The organism is Pseudomonas sp. Teo4, assembly GCF_034387475.1.
GTDB lineage: Bacteria > Pseudomonadota > Gammaproteobacteria > Pseudomonadales > Pseudomonadaceae > Aquipseudomonas.
In genome coordinates this window covers 1,218,511-1,243,397 of sequence record NZ_JAXCIL010000001.1, presented here as the reverse complement: position 1 = coordinate 1,243,397, position 24,887 = coordinate 1,218,511, and the positions used below count along the sequence as shown (strand labels likewise).

At 65.8% G+C, this 24,887-nt stretch carries 24 protein-coding genes; 13 read left to right on the top strand and 11 right to left on the bottom strand.

Annotation, left to right across the window (positions count from 1 at the left end; translation table 11 throughout):
- Window positions 1-25: 25 nt before the first annotated feature.
- From PspTeo4_RS05895 to PspTeo4_RS05850, 10 genes are all read left to right on the top strand, one after another.
- Window positions 26-1,162 (top strand): acyl-CoA dehydrogenase family protein, encoded by a 1,137-nt coding sequence (locus PspTeo4_RS05895; RefSeq protein ID WP_322362807.1) that lies wholly within the window; start codon window positions 26-28, stop codon window positions 1,160-1,162.
- Window positions 1,159-2,103: a D-isomer specific 2-hydroxyacid dehydrogenase family protein gene (locus tag PspTeo4_RS05890; RefSeq protein WP_322362806.1), complete on the top strand. Its 945-nt coding sequence runs from the start codon at window positions 1,159-1,161 to the stop codon at window positions 2,101-2,103. Before PspTeo4_RS05895 ends, PspTeo4_RS05890 begins: the two co-directional genes overlap by 4 nt.
- Before the next feature lie 21 nt (window positions 2,104-2,124).
- Window positions 2,125-2,919 (top strand): class II aldolase/adducin family protein, encoded by a 795-nt coding sequence (locus tag PspTeo4_RS05885; RefSeq protein ID WP_322362805.1) that lies wholly within the window; start codon window positions 2,125-2,127, stop codon window positions 2,917-2,919.
- 116 nt (window positions 2,920-3,035) lie between these two features.
- Window positions 3,036-4,658, top strand: a complete 1,623-nt coding sequence (locus PspTeo4_RS05880) for an ABC transporter substrate-binding protein (RefSeq protein ID WP_322362804.1) — start codon at window positions 3,036-3,038, stop codon at window positions 4,656-4,658.
- The gene (locus PspTeo4_RS05875) at window positions 4,655-5,605 is read left to right on the top strand and encodes an ABC transporter permease (protein ID WP_322362803.1); all 951 of its coding nucleotides are present in this window, start codon (window positions 4,655-4,657) and stop codon (window positions 5,603-5,605) included. The genes PspTeo4_RS05880 and PspTeo4_RS05875 overlap by 4 nt, the downstream gene beginning before the upstream one ends.
- 1 nt (window position 5,606) lies before the next feature.
- Entirely contained in the window at window positions 5,607-6,494 is an 888-nt protein-coding gene (locus tag PspTeo4_RS05870) for an ABC transporter permease (protein ID WP_322362802.1), read from the top strand.
- A complete protein-coding gene (locus tag PspTeo4_RS05865; protein ID WP_322362801.1) occupies window positions 6,494-8,119 on the top strand; it encodes an ABC transporter ATP-binding protein in 1,626 nt (541 codons plus the stop codon). Before PspTeo4_RS05870 ends, PspTeo4_RS05865 begins: the two co-directional genes overlap by 1 nt.
- A 558-nt stretch (window positions 8,120-8,677) precedes the next feature.
- Complete coding sequence (locus PspTeo4_RS05860; protein WP_322362800.1) at window positions 8,678-10,012, top strand: LLM class flavin-dependent oxidoreductase; 1,335 nt, start codon at window positions 8,678-8,680, stop codon at window positions 10,010-10,012.
- Window positions 10,013-10,039: 27 nt separating this feature from the next.
- Window positions 10,040-11,140 carry an LLM class flavin-dependent oxidoreductase gene (locus tag PspTeo4_RS05855; RefSeq protein ID WP_322362799.1) on the top strand — a complete coding sequence of 367 codons (1,101 nt, stop codon included), beginning with the start codon at window positions 10,040-10,042 and terminating at the stop codon, window positions 11,138-11,140.
- A gap of 60 nt (window positions 11,141-11,200) precedes the next feature.
- Window positions 11,201-12,112 (top strand): LysR substrate-binding domain-containing protein, encoded by a 912-nt coding sequence (locus tag PspTeo4_RS05850; protein WP_322362798.1) that lies wholly within the window; start codon window positions 11,201-11,203, stop codon window positions 12,110-12,112.
- Window positions 12,113-12,324: 212 nt separating this feature from the next.
- Here PspTeo4_RS05850 and madM read toward each other — a convergent pair whose 3' ends face one another.
- From madM to PspTeo4_RS05795, 11 genes are all read right to left on the bottom strand, one after another.
- Window positions 12,325-13,089: a malonate transporter subunit MadM gene (gene madM, locus PspTeo4_RS05845; protein ID WP_322362797.1), complete on the bottom strand. Its 765-nt coding sequence runs from the start codon at window positions 13,087-13,089 to the stop codon at window positions 12,325-12,327.
- Window positions 13,090-13,091: 2 nt separating this feature from the next.
- Window positions 13,092-13,514 (bottom strand): malonate transporter subunit MadL, encoded by a 423-nt coding sequence (madL, locus tag PspTeo4_RS05840; protein WP_322362796.1) that lies wholly within the window; start codon window positions 13,512-13,514, stop codon window positions 13,092-13,094.
- Between the two features lie 178 nt (window positions 13,515-13,692).
- Window positions 13,693-14,613: a malonate decarboxylase subunit epsilon gene (gene mdcH / locus PspTeo4_RS05835; protein WP_322362795.1), complete on the bottom strand. Its 921-nt coding sequence runs from the start codon at window positions 14,611-14,613 to the stop codon at window positions 13,693-13,695.
- Window positions 14,610-15,224, bottom strand: coding sequence for a malonate decarboxylase holo-ACP synthase (locus PspTeo4_RS05830; protein ID WP_322362794.1), 615 nt, complete (start codon window positions 15,222-15,224; stop codon window positions 14,610-14,612). The genes mdcH and PspTeo4_RS05830 overlap by 4 nt, the downstream gene beginning before the upstream one ends.
- Before the next feature lies 1 nt (window position 15,225).
- Entirely contained in the window at window positions 15,226-16,017 is a 792-nt protein-coding gene (gene mdcE, locus PspTeo4_RS05825; protein WP_322362793.1) for a biotin-independent malonate decarboxylase subunit gamma, read from the bottom strand.
- Complete coding sequence (locus PspTeo4_RS05820; protein WP_322362792.1) at window positions 16,014-16,862, bottom strand: biotin-independent malonate decarboxylase subunit beta; 849 nt, start codon at window positions 16,860-16,862, stop codon at window positions 16,014-16,016. The genes mdcE and PspTeo4_RS05820 overlap by 4 nt, the downstream gene beginning before the upstream one ends.
- Window positions 16,855-17,154 carry a malonate decarboxylase subunit delta gene (locus tag PspTeo4_RS05815; RefSeq protein ID WP_322362791.1) on the bottom strand — a complete coding sequence of 100 codons (300 nt, stop codon included), beginning with the start codon at window positions 17,152-17,154 and terminating at the stop codon, window positions 16,855-16,857. The genes PspTeo4_RS05820 and PspTeo4_RS05815 overlap by 8 nt, the downstream gene beginning before the upstream one ends.
- A gap of 1 nt (window position 17,155) precedes the next feature.
- Complete coding sequence (locus tag PspTeo4_RS05810) at window positions 17,156-18,079, bottom strand: triphosphoribosyl-dephospho-CoA synthase (RefSeq protein WP_322362790.1); 924 nt, start codon at window positions 18,077-18,079, stop codon at window positions 17,156-17,158.
- Complete coding sequence (mdcA, locus tag PspTeo4_RS05805) at window positions 18,079-19,740, bottom strand: malonate decarboxylase subunit alpha (RefSeq protein ID WP_322362789.1); 1,662 nt, start codon at window positions 19,738-19,740, stop codon at window positions 18,079-18,081. Before mdcA ends, PspTeo4_RS05810 begins: the two co-directional genes overlap by 1 nt.
- 110 nt (window positions 19,741-19,850) lie before the next feature.
- Window positions 19,851-20,594: a cache domain-containing protein gene (locus tag PspTeo4_RS05800; RefSeq protein WP_322362788.1), complete on the bottom strand. Its 744-nt coding sequence runs from the start codon at window positions 20,592-20,594 to the stop codon at window positions 19,851-19,853.
- A gap of 60 nt (window positions 20,595-20,654) precedes the next feature.
- Window positions 20,655-21,410 (bottom strand): FadR/GntR family transcriptional regulator, encoded by a 756-nt coding sequence (locus PspTeo4_RS05795; protein ID WP_322362787.1) that lies wholly within the window; start codon window positions 21,408-21,410, stop codon window positions 20,655-20,657.
- A 240-nt stretch (window positions 21,411-21,650) separates the two neighbouring features.
- Here PspTeo4_RS05795 and PspTeo4_RS05790 point away from each other — a divergent pair, with 240 nt between their 5' ends.
- The 3 genes from PspTeo4_RS05790 (at window position 21,651) to PspTeo4_RS05780 (ending at window position 24,872) form a co-directional block, all read left to right on the top strand.
- Complete coding sequence (locus PspTeo4_RS05790; RefSeq protein ID WP_322362786.1) at window positions 21,651-23,075, top strand: gamma-aminobutyraldehyde dehydrogenase; 1,425 nt, start codon at window positions 21,651-21,653, stop codon at window positions 23,073-23,075.
- Between the two features lie 226 nt (window positions 23,076-23,301).
- Complete coding sequence (locus tag PspTeo4_RS05785; protein WP_322362785.1) at window positions 23,302-23,907, top strand: dimethylamine monooxygenase subunit DmmA family protein; 606 nt, start codon at window positions 23,302-23,304, stop codon at window positions 23,905-23,907.
- Entirely contained in the window at window positions 23,904-24,872 is a 969-nt protein-coding gene (locus PspTeo4_RS05780; RefSeq protein ID WP_322362784.1) for a PDR/VanB family oxidoreductase, read from the top strand. The genes PspTeo4_RS05785 and PspTeo4_RS05780 overlap by 4 nt, the downstream gene beginning before the upstream one ends.
- The last annotated feature ends 15 nt before the right edge of the window (window positions 24,873-24,887 follow it).

Genomic DNA, 24,887 nt, shown 5'->3' with positions numbered 1-24,887 from the left:
CCGTATTCCAGGGATGAATGCCCCCATGAGTCACCCCCCGTCCGACAGCACCCTCGCCGAACTGACCCAGGCCTTGGCCGCCAATGCCGAGCGCTACGATCGCAGCGCCGAGTTCCCCCACGACAACTTCAAGCTACTGCACCAGCACGGCCTGCTGAGCCTGACCGTGCCCCGCCACCTGGGCGGCGGCGGCGCCGACCTGGCCACGGCACGTCGGGTCGTCGCCGCCGTCGGCAAGGGCGACCCGTCCACCGCGCTGATTCTGGTGATGCAGTACTTGCAACACTTCCGTCTTCAGGACGAAACGCGCTGGCCCGAGCACCTGCGCCTGCAGCTGGCCCGCGATGCCGTGGACAACGGCGCACTGATCAATGCCTTCCGGGTCGAACCCGAGCTGGGCACCCCCGCCCGTGGCGGCCTGCCCGCCACGGTGGCACGGCGTACCGCCGAGGGCTGGCGACTGTCTGGTCGCAAGATCTACTCCACCGGCAGCCATGGCCTGACCTGGTACCTGGTGTGGGCCCGCAGCGACGACCACGACCCGCTGGTCGGCGGCTACCTGGTGCACAAGGACACGCCAGGCATCAGCATCATTGAGGACTGGGACCATCTGGGCATGCGCGCCACCTGCAGCCACGAGGTGCGCTTCGACGATGTGCTGATTCCCCTCGACCATGCCGTCAGCGTCAGCCCCGCCAGCGCGCCGCGCCCGGAACTCGACGGCACCGCCCTGCTGTGGATGTCGGTGCTGCTGCCGGCGCTGTACGACGGCGTGGCCCAGGCCGCCCGCGACTGGCTGGTGCAGTTCCTCAACCAGCGCGCGCCCTCCAACCTTGGTGCGCCACTGGCCAGCCTGCCGCGCTTCCAGGAAGTGGTTGGGCGCATCGATACCTTGCTGTTCGCCAACCGCAACCTGCTCGACTCGGCCGTGGCCGGGCTGATCGAACCGCACCATGCCGGGCAGCTCAAGCACCTGGTCAGCAGCCATGCCATCCAGGCCGTGGAGCTGGCCATCGAAGCCGCCGGCAACCCCGGGCTCTCGCGGCGCAACCCGCTGGAGCGGCATTACCGCGACGTGCTGTGCAGCCGTATTCATACCCCGCAGGACGATGTGGTCCTCGGCCAGACCGGGCGCAATGCGCTGGCGCAGGTGGCAGCATGAGCCACTCGATCATTGCCAGCCAGCTCGACGCCCAAGCCAACCAGTACCTGCGCGAGCACCTGCCCGACCATGAAGTGGTCGACATCGCGCCCAACCAGCTGCAACTGGACGTGCCCGCCGATGTGTTCATCGTTCGCCCGATTAACGTCCGCGGTAACCGCGTCGACGCACCGCCGCCGGGGTGGCCTGGGTCGCTGCGCTGGGTACAACTGGTGTCCTCGGGCATCGACTTCTACCCCGACTGGGTCTTCCAGGGGCCACCCGTCACCAGCGGCAAGGGGGCCAATGCCGAACAGGTGGCCGAGTTCGCCCTGGCCCTGGTGTTCGCCGCTGCCAAGCAACTGCCGGGGCTGTGGGTGAAGGATGCCGACTGGCGCCTGACCGCGCTGGCGCCCGTGCGTGGCCGCACCCTGGGCATCTTCGGCTTCGGCAGTATTGGCCAGAGCCTGGCGCGCAAGGCCAGCGCATTGGGCATGCGGGTGTTGGCCCTGAGCCGTCCTGGCCAGGCGATTGCCGAAGTACCAGGCGTCGAGCGCGTCGAAAACCTGCACCAGCTGTTCGCCAACAGCGACCACCTGGTGCTGGCCGCCCCGCTCACGCCCGCCACCCGTGGCCTGATCGACCACTCCGTGCTGGCCCACGCCAAACCCGGACTGCACCTGATCAACATCGCCCGGGGCGGCTTGCTCGACCAGCAGGCGCTGCTTACAGCACTGGACAGCGGCCTGATCGCGCGCGCCAGCCTCGATGTCACCGACCCGGAGCCCCTGCCCGCCGGACATCCGCTGTACCACCACCCCCGAGTGTTCCTGTCGCCGCACACCTCGGCGATTTCCGAAGACGGCTACCCGGCCTTCCTCGAAGCCTTCCTCGACAACTTCGCCCGTTACCGCGAGCAGCTCGTGCTGCGCAACCTGGTCGACACCCAGCGCGGCTATTGACCCTTATTTCTGGAGAGCATCATGAGTTCATTGTCTGTGGTATCCCCCAACGAAAGCAGCGTGCGCCAGCGGGTCAGCGCCGAAGAATGGGAGGTGCGGGTCAAGCTCGCCGCCGCCTACCGGCTGGCGGCACTGTTCCGCTGGACCGACCATATCTACACCCATTTCTCGGCCCGGGTGCCTGGGCCGGACGAGCACTTCCTGATCAACGCCTTTGGCCTGCTGTTCGATGAAATCACCGCATCCAACCTGGTGAAGGTGGATGTCGACGGCACGATTATCGACGACCCGCTGGGCCTGGGCATCAACCAGGCCGGCTACGTGATTCACAGCGCCATCCACCGCGCCCGCCCGGACCTCAAGGCGGTGCTGCACACCCACACCCGAGACGGCGCCGCAGTATCAGCCCAGCGCGACGGCTTGCTGCCGATTTCCCAGCACGCCCTGGCCTACTACAGCCGGGTTGTTTACCACGACTACGAAGGCGTGGCTTTGGACCTGGACGAGCAAGAACGGCTGGTGGCCAACCTGGGCCCCAGCAACATCCTGATTCTACGCAACCACGGGCTGCTGACGGGCGGCATCAGCGTCGAGCATGCCTTCCGCGAGCTGCATGGGCTGGAGCGGGCCTGCAACATCCAGGTGGCGGCGCAGGCGGGGGGCAATGACCAGTTGCTTCATGCATCGCCAGCGGCGATTGCCAAGGTGCATGAACAGTCCAAGCGGTTTTCCGACGGGCTTGGCGAGGGCATCCAACGGCACTGGGATGCGTTGATTCGGCAACTGGACCGTGAAGGGCGTGATTACCAGCTCTGATTCGACTGGCCTCATCGCCGGCAAGCCGGCTCCCACAGGGAGTGTGCAGAACCTGTGGGAGCCGGCTTGCCGGCGATGAGGCCGGTACAGCCACTCTACCCACCAAGGACCACCCCATGCCCCCACGCCGCCTCGCCAAAAGCCTGCTGGCCGCCTGCGCCCTGACCCTGGCCGCCTGCTCGCCATCCCCGGAAAACACCGCCAGCAAAACCCTCAGCATCGCCTTCTGGGGCGACAACACCACCCTGGTCAGCGTCGACCCATTCCAGGTCTATTGGCTGGAACACCGCGTGCTGCTGCGCAACGTCGCCGAGTCGCTGACCGACCAGGACCCCGACTCGGGCCGCATCATTCCTTGGCTGGCGAAAAGCTGGGAAGTCAGCGACGATGCCCTGACCTACACCTTCCACCTGCGCCAGGACGTCACCTTCAGCAATGGCGAGCGCTTCGACGCCAATGCCGTGAAAGCCGCGTTCGACAGCAACAAAGCCTTCGCCACCCAATTGCCCGCCACCTTCGGCGCCACCTACCTGGCCGGCTTCGACCATGCCGAAGTGGTCGACGACTTCACCGTGCGCCTGGTGCTGTCGCGCCCCAACGCCGGTTTCCTGCAGGCCACGTCGACCACCAACCTGGCCATTCTCGCCCCCGCCTCCTACAAACTCACCGCCAAGGAACGCTCGCTCGGCAAGATCATCGGCACCGGCCCCTTCGTGCTGGAACACTACACCCCCGAAGTCGGCGCCCGCCTGGTCAAGCGTGCCGACTACGCCTGGGCCTCGGCCAACGTGAAAAACCCAGGTGCCGCCCACCTGGACGCCGTGGACATCAGCTACATCCCCGAAGAAAGCGTGCGCAACGGCCTGTTCCTGCAAGGCAAGGCCGACATTCTCTGGCCACGCAACCCGTTTTCCGAGGTTGACCTGAAGCTGTTCCAGTCCAAGGGCGCGGCCATCCAGAGCCGTTCGCTGCCTGGCCCTGCCCTGAACCTCTACCCCAACACGCGCAACGACCGGCTGCTATCCGATCGCCAAGTGCGCCTGGCGCTGCAAAAGGCGATCGACCGCAAGAGCTACGCGCATACGGTGTACAACGGCGAGTTCCCGGTGGTCAGCGGGGTGTACGACGTCACCACGCCGTTCTTCAAACCACAGGCCGACAAGCTGGCCTACGACCCGCAAGGCTCCGAACGCCTGCTCGATGCCGCAGGCTGGCACAAGGGCGACGATGGTTACCGGCACAAGGACGGCAAGCGCCTGACCCTGCGCTACAACCTCACCCCTGCCGAATCCGCAGGTGACGTGCTGGTGCAGGACCAGTTGCGCAAGGTGGGCATCGACCTCAAGCTCAACGTCCTGACCCGCGCCGAGTGGGTGGCCGGCAATGCTTCGGGCAATTACGACCTGACCTCCACCTACATGACCCGTGCCGACCCGATCATCCTGCAGACCATCCTCGACCCACGCACCGCCAACAGCGCCACCGTCGCCACCAACACTTACGAGCCACACACCCTGGCGCAGGCCCAGGCACTGTTCGACAGCGGCATCACCGCCACCCAGGATGCACAACGCGCCAAGGCCTACGGCCAGCTGCAGGACCTGCTGGTCGACGAGGCTTCGGCGTTTCCGCTGTATGAACGGGTCTGGCAGGCGGCCACCGCGCCGCGGGTCAAGGACTTCCGCTGGACCGCCGAGGGCTTTGCCTTCCTCAGCGATATCCAGGTGACGCAGCCATGAAGCGCTACCTGATCGGCCGGGTCGGCCAGGCGCTGCTGGTGCTCTGGGGCGCCTACAGCATCACCTATTTCATTCTCTACCTGCTGCCCGGCGACACCCTGGCGATCATGCTCAGTGCCTCGGGCATGGAGGCCGACGGCCTGTCGCCAGAAGACCTGGCCAAGGCGCGGGCCTACTACGGGCTGGACAAGGGCATCTTCGAGCAGTATTTCGACCTGCTCTGGCGCGCCTTGCACGGCGACCTGGGCCAGTCGCTGTCGCTCAACCGACCGGTGGCCGAACTGCTGGCCGAGCGCCTGCCACAGACCCTGTCGCTGGCGGGCCTGGCCATCGCCCTGTCGCTGCTGGGCGGCATCGGCCTGGCTTATTTGACCGCCTACCTGCAATGGCGCCCGCTGAAAGTGGCCTTGGCCCGCTTGCCGTCACTGGGCTTTTCGGTGCCGGTGTTCTGGATGGGCCTGCTGCTGATCCAGGTGTTCGCCTTTGGCCTGGGCTGGTTCCCCGCCACCGGCAGCCAGGGCTTTGACAGCCTGGTGCTGCCGGCCATCACCCTGGCCATCCCCAGCGCCGCGGTGTATGCCCAAGTGCTGCAACGGGGCTTCCAGGGCGTCTGGCAAGAACCTTACATCGTCACCGCCTACGCCAAGGGGCTGAGCCGGGGCCAGGTGCAGGCGCGCCATGCCCTGCGCAACGCCGCCTTGCCGATCCTGACCCTGGTCGGGTTGCAGGTGGGCAACACCGTGTCCGGCGCCGTGCTGGTGGAGACCATCTTCTCGCGCAACGGTGTCGGCCGCCTGGCCCAGGAGGCCGTGCTGCGCCAGGACATCCCAGTGGTATTGGCCATCGTCGCTGTGTCGGCGGCGGCCTTCGTGCTGGTCAACCTGATCGTCGACCTGCTCTACCCCTACCTCGACCCGCGCATTACCCACACTGCGAAGGTGACCTGACATGACCGCCGACACTCGCTTGTATACCGCGCTGGCAACCCCAACGCCGTGGAAGCGTCGCACTCACCTGCAACGCCTGAGTGCGCAGATCAAGCCGTTGCTGTACCGCCGCGGCTTCAGCCTGGCGTTGCTGATAGTGGCCTTCGCCCTGACGGCAGCCCTGCTACCGCAGTGGCTGACCAGCTTCGACCCCTACGCCACCTCACCCACCGACAAACTCACCGCACCCAACGCCGTGCATTGGTTCGGCACCGACGAGCTGGGCCGCGACCTGTATACCCGCGTGGTCTACGGCGCCAGCCTGTCGGTGCAGGCGGCCCTGCTGGCAGTGGGCATTGCCCTGGCCGGCGGTTTGAGCCTGGGCGTGCTGGCCGGCTTTGCCGGTGGACGCCTGGACGCTGCGATCATGCGCGTCATCGATGTGTTGCTGGCACTGCCTGGCCTGCTGCTGGCACTGGCGATTGTCACAGCCATCGGGTTTGGCACCGTGCCGGTGGCGCTGGCTGTCGGCGTGGGCATCATCCCCGGCTTTGCCCGCACCACCCGCGCCGAAGTGCTGCGGGTGAAAACCCTGCCCTATGTCGAGGCTGCACGCCTGGGCGGTGCCAGTTGGGGCCGCACCTTGCTGCGGCATGTGTTGCCCAACGCCTGGGGCCCAGTTGCAGTGCTGGCCACCCTGGACTTCGGCGCCGCGATCCTGGCCACCGCCGGCCTGAGCTTTCTCGGCTTCGGCGCGGCCCCGCCAGCTGCGGAATGGGGCACGCTGATCGCCAACGGCCGGCATTTTCTGGTGACCGCCCCTTGGGTTTCGCTGCTACCCGGCCTGTTCGTGGTCGCGGTGGTGTTCAGCCTGAACCATCTCGCCCGCAGCTTCGAGGAGCATCTTTGATGAGCGACCAGCCTTTGATCGCCGTGCGCGATCTCAGCGTCAGCTACCGCACCAGCGGCCACATCACCCAGGCCGTCAAACACCTCTCGTTCACCCTGAGCCAAGGCGAAACCGTGGCCATTGTCGGCGAGTCCGGCTCGGGCAAATCGACCTTGGCCAATGCCCTGTTGGGGCTGTTGCCCGGCGGCGCACACATCGACGCCGGCCAGCTGTGGGTCGAGGGTGTCGACGTAGCGCGGGCCAGCGAGCGGCAGAAGCGCCAATTGCGTGGCCGCACACTCGGCCTGGTACCGCAGGACCCCATGGTCAGCCTCAACCCGACCCTGCGCATTGGCCAACAGATCGGCGAAGCGCTGACCCTGGCACACGGGCGCCGCTACCCGGGCGTGGACGCCGATGTGCTGGAGCTACTGGCCCAGGTCGGCCTGGACAACCCGGCACAGCGCGCGCGCCAGTACCCCCACGAGCTGTCGGGTGGCATGCGCCAGCGGGTGCTGATCGCCATTGCCCTGGCCGGCAACCCCCGGCTGATCATCGCCGACGAACCCACCAGCGCCCTGGATGTGACGGTGCAGCGCAAGATTCTCGACCACTTGCAGCGGCTGGTGGCCGAACGCGGCATTTCGCTGCTGATCATCACCCACGACCTGGGCATGGCCACCGAACGCGCCGACCGCTTGCTGGTGATGAAGCACGGCGAACTGGTCGAGCAAGGCCCGCCTGGGCAGATCGTGCAGGCGCCGCAACATCCGTACACCCAAGCCCTGCTGGCTGCAGCGCCGGCATTCGCCACGCGGGTCAGACGGCCCTTCAGGCCTTCACCGAACACACCGCCGATTCTGAGCCTTAACAACGTCGGCAAAGACTTCACGCTGCCTCGCGTCAAAGGCCAGGCCGAACGGTTCACGGCCCTGCAAGGCCTGAGCCTGCATGTGTACCCTGGCCAGACGCTGGCCATCGTGGGTGAGTCTGGCTCAGGCAAGAGCACCGCATTGCGTATCGCGCTGGGGCTGGAAGCGCCCAGCCAGGGGCAGGTGCTGTTCGACGGGCAAGATGTCACCGGATTTGGCTGGCGTGCCTTCCGGCCGCTGCGTCGGCGCGTGCAGTTGGTGCAGCAGAACCCCTTCGCCGCGCTCGACCCGCGCTTCACGGTGTTCGACAGCATCGTCGAGCCGCTGGTCTCGTTCGGCCTGCTCAAAGGTGCCGAGCTGGAGCAGGCGGCGCGCGCGTTGATCGCACGAGTGCATCTGCCGGTGGAATACCTCGACCGGCTGCCACGGGAGCTGTCGGGCGGACAGCGTCAGCGGGTGGCGATTGCCAGGGCCTTGGCGCTGCAACCGGATTTGCTGTTGCTCGACGAACCGGTCAGTGCGCTGGATGTTTCGGTGCAAGCACAGATACTTGCCCTGCTGGATGAGCTGCAGCGGGAGCTGGGGATTGCCTATGTGCTGGTGTCCCACGACCTGGCGGTGGTGGCGAATATGGCCGACCACGTGTTGGTGCTGCGCCAGGGACGCGTGGTGGAGCAAGGGGCGGTGGCGCAGGTGTTCGAGCGACCGGCGAGTGATTACACCCGTGAGCTGATTGCGGCGATTGCGGGGCGGCGCAATGCCACTGCGGCCTGATAATTCAGGGTTGTCGGGGCCGCTTTGCGGCCCATCGCAGGCTGGCGCCAGCTCCCACATGGACCGCGCGGACCTTCAGATCACTGCAGTACCTGGACTGCCCCAAAAAAGTTGGACAGTTTCAGCCAGCTCCCACAGGTACGGCAGTGATCTGAAGGTCAGCGCAGTCCATGTGGGAGCCGGCTTGCCGGCGATGAGGCCAGTACAAGCACCACAAGACAGTTCCCCCACAGGATCAGCACATGACTTGGATGTGTGCTGGTGAGGCGCAAAGCGGCGCCGATCATAAAATCATAATTACGCATTTTCTAAATATTTTTTTATTAACAATAAACATAATTAGCATAGAACCACAAAGCCTTTCACAACCCCACCTCACACCCGCTAAGGTCACTCCAGACCGACCCCTTTCCTGGCGGAGGCCGTCCACAACGACCACGCCAGGAGCCTTGCGCGCATGACCCTCTATTACGACCTTCCCTGCTTCACCACCACCTCAGTGGCCGGTGGCGCATGGCTGCGTCGATTCCACTTGCAGCACAACCCACAGGTATTCCCATGAGCACACGACAAATCCACCTGGGCGCCATGATCCATGGTGTCGGCCACGGCTGGGGCGAATGGCGTCATCCCGAGGCACTGGCCGATGCCAGCGTCAACTTCGGTTTCTACAAACATCAGGCACAACTGGCCGAGGCGGCGAAGTTTGACTTCGCCTTCATCGCCGACAGCCTGCACATCCACACCCGTTCCAGCCCGCACTATCTCAACCGCTTCGAGCCGCTGACGATTCTCTCGGCGCTGGCCGCCGTCACCGAGCACATCGGCCTGGTGGCCACGGTCACGGTCAGCTACACCGAGCCGTTCCAGGTGGCGCGCCAGTTCGCCTCGCTGGACCTGATCAGCGGCGGGCGGGCCGGCTGGAACGTGGTTACCTCGTGGCTATCGGGCACCGCTGACAACTTCGGCAAGGCCGAGCACCCGCCACATGCTGTGCGCTATCGCATCGCCCGCGAACACGTCGAGGTGGTCAAAGGGCTGTGGGACTCGTGGGAAGATGACGCCTTCACCCGCAACAAGCAGACCGGCGAGTTCTTCGACCCGGCCAAGCTGCACACCCTCGGCCACCAGGGCGAGTTCTTCAAGGTCAAGGGACCGTTGAACATCCAGCGCTCGCCCCAGGGCCAGCCGCTGATATTCCAGGCAGGCGTGTCGGAGGACGGACGCAACTTCGCCGCGCAGAACGCCGACGCGATCTTCGTCAGCCCGGAAAGCTTCGACGATGCCCGCGCCTATTACCAGGACCTCAAGCAGCGCGCCACCCGCCATGGCCGCGACCCCGAGCAGCTGTTCATCCTGCCCGGCATCCGCCCCATCGTCGGCCGCGATGCCCAGGAGGTCGAGCAACGCTACCAGCAAGCCGTGGACCTGGTGAGCATCGAGGACGCCCTGGTCGCCCTGGGCCGCCCGTTCAACGACTACGACTTCAGCCAGCACGACCTGGACGCGCCCTTCCCCGACCTGGGCACCCTGGGCAACGACAGCCACAAGGGCACCTCGGACCAGCTCAAGCAACTGGCCCGCGATGAAGGCCTGACCCTGCGCCAACTGGCGCTGCGCTTCTCGCGCCCGCGCCGCGACTTCACCGGCACCCCCGAGCAGGTCGCCGATGCCCTGCAGCACTGGTTTGAAAACGGTGCCGCCGACGGTTTCATCATCAACTCGCTGCTGCCCGACGGCCTGCAGTACTTCACCGAACACGTGGTGCCGGTGCTGCAAGCACGCGGCCTGGCGCGTCGCGAATACCCAGGCAGCACCCTGCGCGACAACTTCGGCCTGAGCGTGCCCGGCAACCGCAACACCCTGCGCCGCACCCAGCCGGCAGTAGCCTGAGCCCAACACGACAAGGAGTTCTGTTTCATGAGTCTCGAATTCATCGGCCTAATCGGCCCCCAGGAAGGAAGCGAATCACAGGCACCACGCGGCCCGCTGGTCGACCTCGAATTCATCAAGGCCTTTTCCCAGGCCCAGGAATATGGTGGTTTCGACAAAGCGCTGCTGGCGGTCAACACCAGCGCCCCCGACTCGCTGATTCTGGCCAGCTACGTGGCCGCGCTGACCGAACGCATCGGCCTGCTGGTGGCCCATCGCCCAGGGTTCCAGGCCCCCACCTTCGCCGCCCGTCAGCTTGCCACCCTTGACCAGCTCAGCCGCGGCCGCGCCTCGATCAACGTCATTACCGGCGGCGACAGCGGCGACCTGCAGCGCGACGGCGATTTCCTCGACAAGGACGCCCGTTACGCCCGCACCGACGAATACCTGCAGGTGATGCGCAACACCTGGACGCAAACCGAGCCGTTCGACCACCAGGGCGAGCATTACCGGGTCGAAGACAACCTGACGTTGGTCAAGCCGGTGAACCAGTTGCCAATCTACTTCTCGGGCGCTTCCGACGCGGCGATCGAAGTCGCGGCCAAGCATGCGGACGTCTACATGATGTGGGGCGAGCCGCTGGAGCAGGTGCGCGAGCGCATCGCCCGGGTGCGCAAGGCCGCCGCACGCCATGGTCGCGAACACCAGATCCGCTTCAGCCTGTCGCTGCGGCCGATCTTGGGTGGCACCGAGACAGAGGCCTGGGCACGCGCCGAACGCATCCTCGCCGATGCCCAGCAGCGCATCGGCATTCGCCAGGGCAACCGCCGCGAGAAGAACTTCGGCAAGAGCAACGTCGGCTCCGAACGCCTGGTGCAACTGGCCAGCCAGCGCAAGGTGCACGACACCCGCCTGTGGACCGAGATCGCCGCGCTGGGTGGCGGTGCTGGCAACTCCACCTCGCTGGTGGGCACGGCCGACCAGGTGGCCGAGGCCGCGCTGGCCTACTACGAGCTGGGCGTGACCACCTTCCTGTTCCGTGGCTTTGACCAGTTGCGCGATGCCGTGGAGTACGGACAGGAGCTGATTCCGCGTATCAAGGCGCTGGTGCAGCAGCACGAGCAAGCCGGCAAGGTACAACGCGCCTGACCTGAACCAAACCCGCTGCGCTTGTGGCAAGATCAGTCTCCCTCGCCAGCGGGCCATTCCATGCTCATCGACGAAGAACTGACCCTCAAGAAGCTCGAAACCTTCCTCGCCTTCATGCGCAGCGGCAACCTCGGGCGCGCCGCCGCCGAGCTGTCCACCAGCGCGGTGAGCGTGCACCGGGCGATCCATTCGCTGGAAAGCGCCCTGCGTTGCCCGTTGTTCAAGCACGAAGGCCGTCAGCTGATTCCGCTGGAAAGCGCCTATGTGCTGGAGAAAAAAGCGCGCCAGCTGATTCAGGACGCCGAACAAATGGTGCGCCAGACCCGCGAAGCGGCGGGCTTCTATGCCGAGCGTTTTCGCCTTGGCGCGCTGTATTCGCTGACGGTCAAGACCGTGCCCAAGCTGGTGATGGGCCTGAAGCTTCGGCGCAGCGAGCTGAACATCGACCTGACCCTGGGCTCGAACGTCGACCTGCTGCAACGGCTGAAGAACCACGAACTGGATGCGATCCTGGTGTCGCTGGACGACAGCGTCAACGACCCGGCCTGCGAGCAGTTGCCGCTGTTCTCGGACGATATCTTCCTGGCGGTACCCACCGACTCGCCGTTCGCCGGGCAGGCCGAAGTCGACCTGGCCGACCTGGCCGACTCCACCTTCATCACCCTGACCCAAGGCTTCGCCACCCACCGCGATGGTGCGCGGGTGTTCCAGCAGGCGGGGTTCGAGCCGAAGGTGGCGATGCAGGTGAACGATATCTTCACCCTGCTGAGCATGGTCAGCTCGGGCGTGGGGTTTGCCCTGCTGCCGGGGCGGATCGCGGCGGTGTACGAAAACCGCGTGCGGCTGGTGCCGCTGCAGCCGCGTTATCGGCTGCAGCAGCATATTGGCGTGGTGTTTCTGAAGGCCCGCGAGCGGGAGCCGAACTTGTTGGCGTTGCTGGCGGAATGCCGGATGTACAGCCGGGAAATCTGAGTGGCCTTCATCGCCGGCAAGCCGGCTCCCACATGGGCTGCGTCGACCTCGAGATCACCGCTTTAACTGTGGGAGGCAACTGCCTTTTGTTGCCGGTACCGGCCTCATCGCCGGCAAGCCGGCTCCTACAGGTACTGCTGTGACCTCAAGGCATGCGCGCTCCATGTGGGAGCCGGCTTGCCGGCGATCGGCTGCATAGCAGCCGCAGATGCCTAGCCCACCAACCCCCGCACACAGAAGTACAGAATCGAAGGCCCCATCAAGCACCCCAGCCCAGTGTGGAAGGTCGCCGTCAGAGCGCCATAGGGCACCAGCCGCCGATCCGTCGCTGCCAACCCTGCCGTCACTCCCGATACCGTCCCCGCCAGCCCGCCGAACACCATGGCCGAGCGCGGGTTGTCCAGCGCCAGCAGGCGCGCCGACACCGGGGTGAACACCATCACCAGAATCGCCTTGATCAACCCTGTGGCAATCGACAACGCCACCACATCCGAACTGGCGCCCAACGCCGCGCCAGTCACTGGTCCGACAATGTAGGTCACCGCACCGGCACCGATGGTGGTCATGCTCACCGCATCGCGGTAACCGAAGGCATAAGCCACCGCCGCGCCGACAATGAACGGCAGCACGGTGCCAAGCAGCAGCGCGATCGCCCCGATCATGCCAGCCTTGCGCGCTTCGGTGGCCTGCACCTCGAACGCCGTGGCGACAATGGCGAAGTCGCGCAACATGGCCCCGCCCATCAGGCCGATGCCCGAGAACAGCGCCATGTCAGCCAGGCCTTTCTGCCCGCCGGTCACGGTGCCACCGACCCAGGCCAGCACCAGGCCGATGACGATGGCGATGGCCGAGCCGTGCACCCGGCCGAAGGTCAGGTATTTGGACAGCAACACCGACAACCACATGATCCCGCCGACCACCGCGAAGGCGGTGATCAGGCCGTTGTGCTCCAGAGCGTTATCAATGATTGGCCACATGATCAACGACCTCCTGCAGGGGCAGCCTGCGCGTTGGTTGCAAGGTCCGCGTCAGGCGCGGGCAAAGGTTCACCACGGTGGCTACGGCTGATCACAGCGATGGTCAGGCCGCACACCAGCACCGCGCCGACGGCGGCCAACAGTGCCACGGGCCCGCCATGCAGGGCGGTGACCACGTTCTGTTGCGCGGCCATGGCCACCACCACCGGGATGTACATGGCGCCCCAGAAACCGACACCGAACTCGCACTCCTTGCTCATGCCGCCATTACGGTGCATGTACAGCCGTGCGCAGATCAGCAGGATCATGGCGATGCCGACCCCGCCCACATTGGATTTGACGCCCAGCAGCACGCCCAGGAAGTCGCCGACGATAACGCCGGCCAGCGTGCATACCGCCAGCAGAGCCACACCATAGATGATCATTGTTGTTGTCCTCAGCTTGTGTCGAAGTTGCTTGTTGTTGTTCTTCGATAACGCTTTCTTGCCTTGCCTGTTCCGGCCTCATCGCCGGCAAGCCGGCTCCCACATGGACCGCGCAGATCTAGAGTTCAATGCCATACCTGTGGGAGCCGGCTTGCCGGCGATGCGGCCACCACGGTCATCATCGGTCGTGAGCCACCTCCTGGCGCAACAGCGCGTCGACGGTATCCCAGCGGGTGGACTCGACCGCCAGCACCCTGCCCTGTTCGAACACCGGCCGCGCCAGGCCGCTGAGCACGTTGCCCGGCGGCAGCTCCAGGTGCAGGCGCACACCGCGCTCATAGGCGTTGCGCAACGTAGCACGCCAATTCACCACCCGCGCCATGTTGCCGGCCAGGTCGTCGCGCAGGCGCTGCGGGTCGAAGATCGGCCTCGCGCTGGTGCCGCTCAGGTAAGTGATACGTGGGCGGCGCACTGTCACCTCGGCGAAGGCCTCGGCCAGCGCCTGCGCCGGTTCGTCGAGCAGCGCGCAATGGGACGGCACGCTGACAGCCAACCGACGTGCCACGCCCTGCCCTTGGCTGCGCGCCCTGGCAGCCACTTGCGCCATCGCCGCATCACTGCCGGCGATGACGATCTGGTTGTCGCTGTTGAGGTTGGCCAGGAACACCTCGCCACCCACCTCTGCCAGCAAACGCTCGACACTGGCCAGGTCCAGGCCGCTGAGGGCGGTCATGCCGTACCCTTGCGGATACGCCCGTTGCATCAGCTCGCCGCGCAGGGCCACCAGGCGTACGGCATCGGGCAGGTCCAGCGCATCGGCTATGACGGCGGCGGGGTAAGCCCCGATCGACAGCCCAGCCACATAGTCAGGCGCCGGGCTGCGCTGCATCAACCAGCGCGCCCAGGCCACCCCGGCCAGCAGCAGGCACAGCTGCACGGCCCGAGTGGATTGCAGGGCGACGGGATTGTCCAGTTTCAGCACCTGCTCGCCCAAGGTATCGCTGGCCTCTTCCAGCAACAGGCCGCTGCCATCAGGTAAGCGCTGCAGCATGCCTGCCTGCTGGGCGCCCTGGCCTGGGAATGCGAACAGGCTGCTCACGCTGCACACTCCAGGACACTCCAGGGGTCGATGACCAGGCGCGCGCCAGTGGCTGACTTGAGCAGAACACGGCGTGCCCCCCCCGCCCATTCGCGCAAGGCGACGGCACCCGTCGGCGTCTCCAGTTGCAGGTCGATACGGCAAGGTGCGCAGTCCAGAATGTCCAGCCACTCACGCGCCTTCGCCCGGGTCAAAGGCTGCGGCGTATGCATCACCAGGTCCAGATCGCTGGCCAGGTGCAGCACGTTGCAACCGGTGGCAAGCTGGTAACCCACGCCCCCGGTTGGCCCCCAAGGCAGCCCGCTGGCGTTCAGCACCGGGGCCACCGACGCCAGGGCCTGCAGCGCCGGCCAAGGGCTGTCGCCTTGCCAACGCAACGCCTGTGGGCTCAGTTGTCGCAGGACCTTGTCCAGACGCATCTGCACGCCAAGCCGTTGCGCACGCCCCTGCCCACGAACGCCCACGGCCACCCACCCGTCCGGGCAGCATGCCCGGCGCACCACCACCGGCTGGCCGGCGGCCAACACCTGATGCGCCCAGGCAGGGGCGGCATCAGGCAGGTCGTCCGGGGTCATGCCCCAGAGCAGGTCGTGCGGGCGCGGGGCAGTCATGTCAGGCCTCCTGCCACTGGCGGCGTAGCTGTTCGCGAACCTCGCGCGAAGCTCTGCGGTGTTCGCCCTGCAGGCGCGACGCCAGCGACGTGGAGCTGCCAATATCGTGCACGGCCTCAGCCAGGCAATTGCGCACCAGGGCCAGGTCCGCAGCACTCGGGGCCTGGGCGTTGTCCACCCGCAGACGCCGCCACAGCAGGCCAAGAGAGGCGTAGCTGGCCAGGTCATAGGCCATCGGCGGCACTTCGGCGGCCAGGGCTTCCAGCGCCTCGACACTGCGCAAGGTAATGCGCGCTGCGGCCGCCTTGCCCATGGCATGGACCATCACGCCGTCGTCCTCCAGGGCGATCAGCCGCTGGGCCTGGTAGCCGTGGGCCAGAAACGCACCGGACATGGCCTTGCCGACCAGCAGGCCAATCACCGGGTGGCCGGCCAGGCGCGCCTGGGCATAGGCCTGCACTGCACCCGCCAGAGCCTGGTGGATGCCCAGCGCCTCTTCACGACGGCCATAGGCCTGGCTCGGTACGTCGATGACCGCCACGATGGCGCGCTTTTCACCGTCGCGATCCGCCTCTACCGCTTCACTCACCGCTTTGGCCAGGCCCCAGCCCTCAAGCAACCCGACCTCGCCCGAACGTGCCCGGGGAAACGGATTGTCGGCGTCGGGCACCACGGCGATGAAACGCGCCAGGCGGTTATCCAGTTCACCATCGACCACCTGGATCGACGCGGGGTAGCCCGGCAAGGCTTCGCCACCGGCCAAGCCCGGCAACCAGTTCAGTGCGCGGTTCATGAGCGTTCTCCTTGGTAGAGGGCACGTACGGCGGCGGCATCCAGTTGCGGGCAATCGCCGCCCAAGCGCGACAGGCGTTCGTGGAACCAGGCATGGCGGCTGGCGCGGTCGGCTGGCGGCGTGTCGAGCAACTGATGCAGCTGCTGGCGGATGCCATCGACATCATCGGCAACGTAGGCATCCACCAGCCCGCTGGCGTGGCGTTGTTCGCCACCGGTCAGGCTCCAGATGAAGGGACGGTCCTTGGCGTCGTACTCCTCGATGCCGGCCTCTTGCTCGATCACCTGGGGGCCATTGAGCCCCAGCCGTGCCTCGCGGGTGACCAGCAAATGGCTGCACAAGCCAGCGGCAATGGACATGCCGCCAAAGCAGCCGACCGAACCTGCTATCACGCCAATCACGGGTTGGTACATGCGCAGTTCGACAATGGCGGATTGGATCTCGGCGATGGCTGCCAACCCCAGGTTGGCCTCCTGCAGACGGACACCACCGGTTTCCAGCAACAGCACCGCGCAGGTGGGGATGCCGTTGCGGTTGTCCTCGATGGCCAACTCCAGCGCCCCGGCGATCTTGGCGCCACCCACCTCGCCCATGCTGCCGCCCTGGAATCCACCCTCGATGGCCGCGATCACCGCGTTACGCCCGTTCAGACGACCTTTGCCGATCACCACGCCGTCGTCGGCCTGGGGCACGATGCCCTGGCGCGCCAGCCAGGGCGACATCAGCCGGTCGAACGGGCCGAGCAGTTCACGGAAGGTACCTGGGTCGAGCAAGGCGCGGGCGCGCTGACGGGCAGCCAGCTCGACGAAGCTGCGGCTGTGCAGCAAGCGGTCGATGTCAGTCATGGGCAATCTCCTCGAAACCTTGTTCCAGACGCAGCCGCACCACACCGGGGGTGGCGCCGAAATCGTGAATGTCGATCTTCACCGCCGGCAATGTGCGGCCCTCGAACAGGCGCTTGAACAGTTGCGACCAACGGGGGCCGCTGCCATCGACCGATGTCACCACCTGGATATCCAGGCGCCCGGCGGTGCCCGGCTCGATCAGCACCTCCAGGTCGCCGGAGCTCACGCAGCCCACCAGGGTGCGGCCACGGCCAGGCTCGGCGGCGGAAAATTGAAAGGTCAGGGTCTCCATGTCACAGGCTCCCGGCAGAATCTAGGAACAGGCAGGCGGCCAACAGGTCGGCGGCACCACCTGGTGAGGCGTTCAGTTGCAGCAGTCGGGCATCCAGCTGGCGCAGTTGTCGGCGCCCGTCCAGGGTGGCGCTGCCGCCGGCATCGAGCACGGCGCGGGCACCTTGCTGGACCGTCGCCAGGCCTTGTGGGCCGGCGCGCCAGAGCACGCAGGTATCGCTTAGCGCGGCCATGATCGCCAGCAAGGCGTCCAGCCGGGCATGGGTTTCAGTCGCCCCGGTGGCGCGGCTTCGCTGCAGTTGTGGCAGGCCATGGTCGATGACCGCGGGGAAGCCCAATTGCGCCTGTTCGCGGGCACCGCCTGTGCCATAGCGGCGCTGCACCTGGGTGCCGTGGCTGTCTTGGACGATGGCTGCAGGGTCGTCGATCAGCGCGATACGTCCGGCGCGGGCGGCTACAGCGCTTGGGCCACCCTGCCCCAGTGCGCGGGCCGCCACCAACAGCCCGAGGGCCCAGATCGCGCCGCGATGGGTATTCACGCCCCCGGTGGTGGCGAGCATCGCGGTTTCACCTTCGCGTCCCAGCCGGCCAAGGGTGGCACGCAATGGCTGACCGATTTCGCCATGGGCCTGGGCGGCTTCGGCCATCTGCCGCAGGCATGGCCACAGTGCCAGCGCCGAGGCGTGCATCAGGCTCAGGCTCATGTCGCTGTGGGCGCCGCTGCTGCGGCGGTCCACCAGGCCGGGTTTGGGCGACAGGTCGGCTTCGTCGATCAGGGCTTCCACGGCCAGGTCGGCGAGGTGGTCGGCCAGGAGGATGGAGGGTGCCCGTGCGGGCCTCTTCGCGGGCAAGCCCGCTCCCACAGGGATGCCATAGCCCATGGAGCTGTGATGAGGCCAATCCGGTTGCAGATTCAAAGTATCCATCACCAGCTCCTGAACCGTGCAGGCGGGTTGTACAAACCACCGGACCATTCCACCAGGTCAGCGATGCTGCGTGCGGCGAGCAGTTCACGGCTGGCGTCGGTGCGGCGAATGCCAAGGTCTTCGGGCAAGGCCACCAGGCCTTGCTGGCGCAGGCGCAGGGTGTCCTTGGGGTCGTGGCGCAGGCCGATGGCGGTGACCCCGGCCACGGCAGCGATCATTTGCTGACGTTCTTCAAGGCTGCGCGCCTTGTACAGGTAGGCAATGCCTTCTTCGGTCAGCAAGTGAGTGACGTCGTCGCCGTAGATCATCACCGGTGCCAGGGGCATGCCGGCTTTCTTCGCGACGTCGACCGCATCGAGGGTCTCGACGAAGGTGGGTTTGCCGCCCTCCTGGTAGGTTTCGACCATCTGCACCACCAGCTTGCGGCCACGTTCGAGCAGGGTTTCGGGCACGGTCATGTCGAGCCAGGCCGGGGTGGCATGGCGCCGGCCCCGTGGGTCGTGGCCCATGTTCGGCGCACCGCCGAAACCGGCCAGGCGGCCACGGGTCACGGTGGACGAATGGCCGTCGCCGTCGACCTGCAAGGTGGCGCCGATGAACAGGTCCACCGCGTACTGCCCGGCCAGTTGGCACATCATGCGGTTGGAACGCAGCGAACCGTCGCGGCCGGTGAAGAACACGTCCGGGCGCTGGGCGATGTAGTCCTCCATGCCCAGTTCGGTGCCGAAGCAGTGCACGCTTTCGACCCAGCCGGTTTCGATGGCAGGGATCAGGGTCGGGTGCGGGTTGAGCGTCCAGTTGCGGCAAATCTTGCCTTTCAGCCCCAGGGACTCGCCGTAGGTCGGCAGAATCAGCTCGATGGCGGCGGTATTGAAACCGATACCGTGGTTGAGCGACTGCACCTGGTGCTTCTCGTAGATGCCGCGAATGGCCATCATCGCCATCAGCACGTGTACCGGCTTGATGTGGCGCGGGTCGCGGGTGAACAGTGGTTCGATGTAGAACGGCTTGTCGGCGACCACCACGAAGTCGACCCAGGACGCCGGAATATCGACCCGAGGCAGCTCGTTGGTGCGCTCCACCAACTGGTTGACCTGGGCGATGACGATGCCGTCGCTGAACGCTGCCGGCTCGACCAGCGCTGGCGTGTCCTCGGTGCTGGGGCCGGTGTAGAGGTTGCCCTCGCGGTCGGCCATGAAGCCGGCGACCAGGGTGACGTTGGGTATCAGGTCGACCAGCAGCCGCGAGTACAGCTCGATGTAGGTGTGAATGGCGCCGACTTCCAGCAGGCCGTCTTCCAGCAGTTGGCCAATGCGCAGGCTCTGGGGGCCGGCGAAGGAGAAGTCGAGCTTGCGGGCGATGCCGCGTTCGAACAGGTCCAGGTGCTCGGCTCGGCTGACGCTGGGCATGATCATGTGCAGGTCATGCAAGCGCTCGGGGTCGGCCTTGGCCAGCGAGCGCGAGAGAAAGTCGGCCTGCTTCTGGTTATTGCCTTCGAGCACCACCCGGTCGCCAGGGGCGATCAGCAGTTCCAGGGCCTCGACGATCCGCTCGGTGGGCAACACCACGCCGTCGGCGAGGTGCCGGACCCGGTCGAGACGGCGCTGCTTTTCGGCGCGCCGCCGCGACCATTGCGGCGGTGGATTCGTTGTTGTGGTCATGGGTGACTCCACGGTTCGCTGTCGTGGAGGCACAGTAGGGCCGGGCCAGCTGCCCGATCAATCAAGCTGGGCGCGTGATCGTTACGCTCAGGTTAACGATGCCCGGCCGCTCAACGCCGTGGTGATGGCAAGCGGATCAACGACCAGCCGGCCTCGGGTTCTTCCAGCACCAGGCGCACGCCGTTCAACGGGGTGGGGTCGAGCAGTTTCGGAGCGAGGTCGCCGACCATCCAATTGGCGGTATTGGCAGCGATGATGCGGCCATCGGCGCTGATCAACACAGCTTCGTTATCCAGGCGCATCAGGCTGCACACCAGCATCTTCTCGAGGTTGTGCAGCGACAGGTCGAGCCCGGCAACGCCAATGAAGCGCCCTTCGACGATGATCGGCATGGTGAACGTCAACACGTACATGTTGGTGCCGTAGAGGTCCACGTAAGGGCCCTCCACGCTGCTGTTGAGCGAGTCGCGCGGGCGCGCGTACCAAGGCATGTTGGTGTAGTCGTAGAAATTTTCCCGGCGCCGGTCGAAGTTCGGGCGCAGCGGCAGGGTCTTGCCGCCGTCGGCCAGGTACCACCATTCCAGATGCATCTCGCGGTCAGCCAGGCAACCGGGCTCGACAATCACCCCGCCGCCACAGCCGAACGCACCGGTGGCCAACAGCTGCTCGTCGATGGCCGGGCGCAGCAAGGCCAGGTCCTTGGACGCCGGCTGGCGGCCTTCGGCCAGCACCCGCGTCCACTGCTCGACCGCGACATCCACCAGTTGCCGCACCTGGCCGAAGATGGTGCCCACCGTGCTGTTGAGCTGCTGGGCACACAGCATCAGAGGGTCGCTATCGATCGCGGTAGACATGGCATTTCCTCACGCAGGTATTTTTGTACGTTGTTTTTATCAAGGCGTCTTGGCGCCGATTCAGGCCTGGCCTTCGCCACCGGCCAGCAGTTCCAGACGCAGCGCCATCAGGCGCTTGATACCGCGACTGACATGGGCCTCGGCCAGCGCACCGGCCAGTACCGCATCACCGTTGACCAGGGCGTCGAGAATCGCCCGGTGCTCCTGCTCGATCACGCTGACCTCGCCGCCGCCAGCAGCCTCCATCCATAGCAGCTCGCCGACTTCCGACTGCAGGCGCATCTCGGCGTGGGTCAGGCGCAACGACTGAGCCGCCGCCGCCACTTCGATATGGAAGCGCGCATCGGCGCGGTGCCTGGCCAGCCGTGTGGTGGCCTGCTTGAGCGACTCGATATGCTGGGCGATACGCGCCTGCTGTTCGCGGGAGCTGCGCTGGGCGGCAAGGCGCGCGGCAGTGCCGGAAATCGCCATCTGCTCATCGCCAAGGTCGCGCAGGTCGGGGCCGCTCATTTCACGCAGGCGGCTGAGCAACAGCGGCTCGGGCAATTCCACCGGCGCACAGACGAAGCTACCGCCATTGCGCCCGCGACGGGTTTCGATCAGCCCGCGCTGGCGCAAAACGACCAGCGCTTCGCGCAGGGTGACGGTGGCCACGCCCAATTGCAGTGCCAGCTCGCTTTCGCTGGGCAGTTGTTGGCCTTCGGTGAACAGCCCCAATTCGATGGCCTCCACCAGCCGCCGCGCCACTTCGTCGGTACGGCCTTCCTGGCGCAGGCGAATGAACGCGGTGCTGCGGGCAGTATTCAGGGCACTCAATTGACTCTCCCTATTCAGTGTGTTCAACCAGGCCCTGAGGCATCGGGTTAAACGTTCAGTTCCGTATCTTATAGAGATTGGGCGGTGGCTGATACGGTCGCTGCACGCCTCTGCTCACCCGTTTTCCTGGGGTGGACGACCTATTATCGCCAAGGCGGTTGGCAAACATCAAACATTAAGATATGTTTTCATATGTTTACGGCTTGTACCACAACGATAAAACCCCTCAAGGGAACCGCCATGCAAACGAATCTACTGATCAACGGCCAGCTGATCGCCGGTGAGGGCGCCAGCCATGCTGTGTACAACCCTTCCCTGGGCGAGGTGCTGATCACCCTCAACGAAGCCAGCAGCGCCCAGGTGGATGCTGCCGTCCAGGCAGCCGATCAGGCGTTCGATGCCTGGTCGCAAACCCCGCCCAAGGACCGCGCCGCGCTGCTGCTCAAGCTGGCCGAGCGCATCGAGGACGAGGCCGAAGTGTTCGCCTACCTGGAGTCGCAGAACTGCGGCAAGCCCTACCAGGCCGCACTTAACGACGAAATCCCGGCCGTTGCCGACGTGTTCCGCTTCTTTGCCGGTGCCAGCCGCTGCATGAACGGCTCGGCCGGTGGCGAATACCTGCCCGGCCACACCTCGATGATCCGCCGCGACCCGCTGGGCGTGATCGCCTCCATCGCACCGTGGAACTACCCGCTGATGATGGTGGCCTGGAAGCTCGCCCCTGCCCTGGCGGCCGGCAACTGTGTGGTGCTCAAGCCGTCCGAACAAACCCCGCTGACCGCCCTGAAACTGGCCGAAATCATCAATGAGCTGTTCCCTGCTGGTGTGGTGAACATCCTGTTCGGCAAGGGCCCGAGCGTCGGCGAACCGCTGGTGACCCACCCCAAAGTCCGCCTGGTGTCGCTGACAGGCTCCGTGGCCACCGGCGCGCGCATCGTCGCCAACACCGCCAGCAGCGTGAAGCGCACCCACATGGAGCTGGGTGGCAAGGCCCCGGTACTGATCTTTGACGATGCCGACATCGATGCCGCGGTCGAAGGCATCCGCGCCTTTGGCTTCTACAACGCCGGCCAGGACTGCACCGCCGCTTGCCGCCTGTACGTGCAGCAAGGCGTCTATGAAGCATTCGTGCAGAAGCTCGGCCAGGCCGTAGGCAGCATTCGTCATGGCTTGCAGGACGACCCGGAAACCGAACTGGGCCCACTGATCACCCGCGACCACCTGGAGCGTGTGGAAGGTTTTGTCGAGCGCGCCAAGGCCCAGCCGCACATTCGCGTCATCACCGGCGGCAACCGCGTGCCTGGCCCCGGTTACTTCTTCGAGCCGACCGTGCTGGCCGACGCGCGTCAGGACGACGAGATCGTCCAGCGCGAAGTGTTCGGCCCGGTGGTCAGCATCACCCCGTTCAGCGACGAAGCCCAGGCCCTGGCCTATGCCAACGACTCCGACTACGGCCTGGCCTCGTCGGTGTGGACCCGCGACGTCGGCCGCGCCACCCGCCTGGCTTCGCGCCTGCAATACGGCTGCACCTGGGTCAACACCCACTTCATGCTGGTGAGCGAAATGCCCCATGGCGGCATGAAACAGTCCGGTTATGGCAAGGACATGTCCATGTATGGACTGGAGGACTACACCTGCGTGCGCCACGTGATGTTCAAGCATTGAGTGTGATGAGGCTGCTCTGCAGCCTATCGCAGGCTTCGCCAGCTCCCACGGTTTGAGAGGCATGCACTTCATTTGTAGGAGCTGGCGCAGCCTGCGATGGACCGCAAAGCGGTCCCAATCGAACTGACTGGCAGACATTTTCATTCGCAATAATACATATAAAACAATAGGTAATATGGCTTAAGGCAGTTCCTGCCGCAGCCACGCCTGAACGAGGTGAGTCACCATGCTTATCACCGGCATCAAAAGCCGTCCGGTCTACGACCGCTTGCAACCGATGGCAGGCGGCCTGCGCCACCTGATCGTTGGCCAAGGCAGCGGCGGCACCGCCATGCTGCGCCTGATCGGCGACATGACGCCCGCCCAGCGCCAGGCCAGCACCCTGCTCTATTCCACCGAGTCGTTCTCCGGGCACAACCATCTGGCCGCACTGCGTGACGAACAGGTCGGCGACCTGCAAGTGTTCGACAGCAACCACGCACTGATCGAAGGCCTGCGCCGCCTGCTGGGCACCGCGCACATGGGCACCCGCCTGTACATCAGCGGTTCGGAAAGCTTCATCGGCACCACCATGCAAGCTGCCAACGCGGTGGACCTGAACCGCGACGAAGTGCTGCGCGAGCACAGCGGCACCTTGGTGCGCCGCGTGTGGTGCGCCCACTGCGACACCTACACCGAGAACGTCACCCAGCGCGTGTTCACCTGCCCCGGCTGCCAGCTGAACCTGGTGGTGCGCGACCACTATTCCCGCCGCCTGGCGGCCTTCCAGGGCATCAAGGCCGACGGCGAAGTGCCAGGCGAACTGCCACCTGCCGAGGAGCTCGATACATGAACACCCACAACGGAACCCTCAGCGTGCAGGTTGCGCGCGTCGAGACCCTCACCCCGGAAATCAAGCGCTTCACCCTGGTGGACCCGAGCGGCAAGCACCTGCCGGCCTTCTCCGGTGGCAGCCACGTGGTGGTGGTGATGGAAGACGGTGACAAGACCCACCGCAACGCCTATTCGCTGATGGGTTCGCCCTACGACTCCAGCGCCTACCAGATCGCCGTACGCCGGGTCGAAGACGGCCGTGGCGGCTCGCGCCATATGCATGACTGCGTGGCCGAAGGCGCCATGCTGCAGATTCTGCAGCCGGCCAACCTGTTCCCGCTGGCCAAGCATGCTCGCCAGCATGTGTTCATTGCCGGCGGCGTGGGCATCACCCCGGTGTACTCGCAGATGGAGGAACTGCACACCAAGCAGGCCGACTTCGAGCTGCACCTGGCCGTGCGTGGCCCGGAGCACACCGCCTTGGGCCTTGAGCTGCAAGCCCGCTATGGCGCCCGTGTGCACCTGTATGTGCAAGGCCAGGACGCGCGCATGGACATCCGCACCATCCTCACCGAGCGCCCGCTGGGCAGCCACGTTTATGTGTGCGGCCCGGACAGCATGATCGACGACACCGTCGACAGCGCCCACGCCCTGGGCTGGACCGACAGCCACATTCACTTCGAACGCTTCACCGAGCAAGGCTCCACCGGCCAGCCGTTCAGCGTCACCCTGGCCCGCCAGGGCGTGACCATCGACGTGCCGCCGGACCAGTCGCTGCTCGAAGCCGCCGAACAGGCTGGCTACAAGGTGCCTTACCTGTGCCGTGGCGGTGCCTGTGGCTACTGCGAAACCGAAGTGCTGGACCTCGACGGTGAACTGGACCACCGCGACGACTGGCTCAGCGAGGAAGACAAGCTGAGCAAACGCAAATTCATGCCGTGCGTATCCCGCGCCACCTGCAGCCGCCTGGTCGTAGACCTCTGAGACGAGAACAAAAGC

Coding starts and splice junctions, on each gene's coding strand:
- PspTeo4_RS05810 (WP_322362790.1), bottom strand. CDS start 18,079: ATGGATACTTTGAATCTGCAACCGGATTGGCCTCATCACAGCTCCATG.
- PspTeo4_RS05855 (WP_322362799.1), top strand. CDS start 10,040: ATGAGTCTCGAATTCATCGGCCTAATCGGCCCCCAGGAAGGAAGCGAA.
- PspTeo4_RS05875 (WP_322362803.1), top strand. CDS start 4,655: ATGAAGCGCTACCTGATCGGCCGGGTCGGCCAGGCGCTGCTGGTGCTC.
- PspTeo4_RS05830 (WP_322362794.1), bottom strand. CDS start 15,224: ATGACTGCCCCGCGCCCGCACGACCTGCTCTGGGGCATGACCCCGGAC.
- PspTeo4_RS05785 (WP_322362785.1), top strand. CDS start 23,302: ATGCTTATCACCGGCATCAAAAGCCGTCCGGTCTACGACCGCTTGCAA.
- PspTeo4_RS05820 (WP_322362792.1), bottom strand. CDS start 16,862: ATGACTGACATCGACCGCTTGCTGCACAGCCGCAGCTTCGTCGAGCTG.
- PspTeo4_RS05860 (WP_322362800.1), top strand. CDS start 8,678: ATGAGCACACGACAAATCCACCTGGGCGCCATGATCCATGGTGTCGGC.
- PspTeo4_RS05850 (WP_322362798.1), top strand. CDS start 11,201: ATGCTCATCGACGAAGAACTGACCCTCAAGAAGCTCGAAACCTTCCTC.
- PspTeo4_RS05815 (WP_322362791.1), bottom strand. CDS start 17,154: ATGGAGACCCTGACCTTTCAATTTTCCGCCGCCGAGCCTGGCCGTGGC.
- PspTeo4_RS05780 (WP_322362784.1), top strand. CDS start 23,904: ATGAACACCCACAACGGAACCCTCAGCGTGCAGGTTGCGCGCGTCGAG.
- PspTeo4_RS05790 (WP_322362786.1), top strand. CDS start 21,651: ATGCAAACGAATCTACTGATCAACGGCCAGCTGATCGCCGGTGAGGGC.
- PspTeo4_RS05800 (WP_322362788.1), bottom strand. CDS start 20,594: ATGTCTACCGCGATCGATAGCGACCCTCTGATGCTGTGTGCCCAGCAG.
- PspTeo4_RS05865 (WP_322362801.1), top strand. CDS start 6,494: ATGAGCGACCAGCCTTTGATCGCCGTGCGCGATCTCAGCGTCAGCTAC.
- madL (WP_322362796.1), bottom strand. CDS start 13,514: ATGATCATCTATGGTGTGGCTCTGCTGGCGGTATGCACGCTGGCCGGC.
- PspTeo4_RS05870 (WP_322362802.1), top strand. CDS start 5,607: ATGACCGCCGACACTCGCTTGTATACCGCGCTGGCAACCCCAACGCCG.
- mdcE (WP_322362793.1), bottom strand. CDS start 16,017: ATGAACCGCGCACTGAACTGGTTGCCGGGCTTGGCCGGTGGCGAAGCC.
- PspTeo4_RS05885 (WP_322362805.1), top strand. CDS start 2,125: ATGAGTTCATTGTCTGTGGTATCCCCCAACGAAAGCAGCGTGCGCCAG.
- PspTeo4_RS05895 (WP_322362807.1), top strand. CDS start 26: ATGAGTCACCCCCCGTCCGACAGCACCCTCGCCGAACTGACCCAGGCC.
- PspTeo4_RS05880 (WP_322362804.1), top strand. CDS start 3,036: ATGCCCCCACGCCGCCTCGCCAAAAGCCTGCTGGCCGCCTGCGCCCTG.
- madM (WP_322362797.1), bottom strand. CDS start 13,089: ATGTGGCCAATCATTGATAACGCTCTGGAGCACAACGGCCTGATCACC.
- mdcA (WP_322362789.1), bottom strand. CDS start 19,740: ATGACCACAACAACGAATCCACCGCCGCAATGGTCGCGGCGGCGCGCC.
- PspTeo4_RS05890 (WP_322362806.1), top strand. CDS start 1,159: ATGAGCCACTCGATCATTGCCAGCCAGCTCGACGCCCAAGCCAACCAG.